The organism is Plantactinospora sp. ZYX-F-223, from assembly GCF_039649625.1.
GTDB lineage: Bacteria > Actinomycetota > Actinomycetes > Mycobacteriales > Micromonosporaceae > Plantactinospora.
Genome location: NZ_JBDJAV010000144.1, coordinates 1 through 1,862, shown reverse-complemented (window position 1 = coordinate 1,862; position 1,862 = coordinate 1). Strand labels below are relative to the sequence as shown.

Below are 1,862 nucleotides of genomic sequence, written 5' to 3'. Positions count from 1 at the left end.
TAGCCCGATTCGATCGGAGGCCCGGTGGCCCGCTACGTGTTCCAGGATGCCTTCGAAAGATTCGTCGCTGCTCTTGGTGATGCGTTACTGCTCGACGCCGAGGCCGGACGTATCAACGCCCGCAAGGCGAAGCAGCGAGGTTCCAGCGGTGGCGGCCTTAACGTTGAATCACGCGCCATGTACCGAGCTATTGCTGTCATGTCCGTTGCAGCCTGGGAGGATTTTAATGAGCAGCTTGTATGTGCGGGTTACGATTATCTAAGGACTGCGGCGAGAAAGGTTCCCGCCGAGCTCAGGCAATGGTTCCCGCCTGAGAAGCTGCAGTCGCCTTCGTCGGTCAATGTCAGGAAGCTCTACTGGGCATACTTTGGCCTTGACCCGATGCCGTGCTGGTGGTTCTCTTTTGCCGCGCGAGCCCGTGAGATCGGAATTGATGCTGACTGGTGGGTGGCTTTCAACGATCAATCTCATCTAGAGGAACGCACCAGGCGCGGAACTGAGGCTGCGAAGTGGCTGGACTCGCTGGTAAAGCTGCGCCACGCCACCGCCCACCAGGACCGGAACCACTTCAAGAGACCACCCGAGATTGGCGTCGCTACTCACAATCGCGGCAGCTGGGGCGTTACCAGGTACACGGGTCAGAATTCAATTGCCGTTGTTACCCAGCTAGCGCTTTGTACGATTCATGAACTCTCGCAGCATCTCTCGTGTCCGGGGCAGCTAAAATATCTAGGCCCCCTTCGCTCCTGGCGACTTTCTGGCAGTGCGCTGAACGAATTACCTCAGTGGCCTTCGGTGGAGAGAGGCTAATTCGCAGCGGCTATCCCTTCCGGCAATTCTAGTGCTTAATCAGCAGACTCTCACGCCGCATGCCGGGCGTGTCTGTGCTCAGGACGCCCGGGGACGGCGCGCGCGGAAGGTATGGAGCCAGTGTCGTATCTGCTCATCGTCGTGCAGGTACGGGCCGTTCTTAGCGTGGCGCAGGTCGACGCCGTACAGCTGGGTCAGCGCCCACCAGACATCCTCGTCCTCCACACCGCCGCCATCCGGATCGGTGACCCACTGAGCAGCCCATCGGTCGGCCTCGTCGCGTGACTGGCTTCCGTCCAGGAGCGCCAGGAATCTTGCCTCGATTTGGTCGCGACTCGGCGGCGGGTGAGGACTCGACGACATCCGGCAACATTGCCACATAGATCTACACGGTTTACCACTCTTGGCGCGACGGCGCGTTCATCTGCCGCGCTCCGCGCGTCCGCGCCTTTGCAGTTGCAGTTGAACGGTCGGGACCGGGCCAAACCGTTTCGGGAGCCCGCTCATTGTGAGCGGGCTCCCCGGAGCCTGGCCCGGCTCGAACGGTGCTGCCACCCCTGGGTTCAGCGACGCGCGGTACCGGCGCCGCGCGTTGGGCAGGCCGGCCTCCAAGCGTAGTGCGCCCTCGGCTCAAGGGGTGTCCGACTCTGCTGCTCTCGATGCGCGCCGCCCAGGCTGGGACCATCATGTCCGGTGGCCGGCGCTTCCGGTACACCAACCGTGCCGGGCCGAGCATCCGCGCATAGCCCCAAGGAATGCGCGCCCCCAGCCTGAAGCCGTCATAGACCCGAGACCGGACTGTGGTCGTAGATCAACGCAGTCCTGCGACCGTCGGAGCATGGCCGTTCAAGCGCCGACGACCGCGCAGCGGACCACCGCTTCGCTGACCACCGCCCTGCTGCTCCTGACCGGACTGACCTCCTGCACACCCGAGATCAAAGCCATCACCGGCCTAACTGTGGACACTGACGGCCGGCCACTCGCGGCTCTGGCCTGGTGCGCGGACCAGCCGCCGGACGTTGTAAGTCTCCGTGCCGAGAAAGACCTGGCTC

Annotated in this window: 2 protein-coding genes and 1 pseudogene; 2 read left to right on the top strand and 1 reads right to left on the bottom strand. The window is 63.1% G+C overall.

All coding sequences use genetic code 11. From position 1 onward, the window contains the following. Window positions 1–24: 24 nt before the first annotated feature. Window positions 25–810 (top strand): hypothetical protein, encoded by a 786-nt coding sequence (locus AAH979_RS42830; protein WP_346263840.1) that lies wholly within the window; start codon window positions 25–27, stop codon window positions 808–810. A gap of 78 nt (window positions 811–888) precedes the next feature. Here AAH979_RS42830 and AAH979_RS42825 read toward each other — a convergent pair whose 3' ends face one another. Next, window positions 889–1,173 carry a hypothetical protein gene (locus tag AAH979_RS42825; RefSeq protein WP_346263839.1) on the bottom strand — a complete coding sequence of 95 codons (285 nt, stop codon included), beginning with the start codon at window positions 1,171–1,173 and terminating at the stop codon, window positions 889–891. A 475-nt stretch (window positions 1,174–1,648) separates the two neighbouring features. On the opposite strand from AAH979_RS42825, the pseudogene AAH979_RS42820 reads away from it, so the two are divergent. Continuing rightward, window positions 1,649–1,862, top strand: a pseudogene (locus tag AAH979_RS42820) (hypothetical protein); the annotation flags it as partial.

Bases quoted from the DNA above. Each gene is read 5' to 3' on its own strand.
- AAH979_RS42825 (WP_346263839.1), bottom strand. From the start codon at position 1,173: ATGTCGTCGAGTCCTCACCCGCCGCCGAGTCGCGACCAAATCGAGGCA.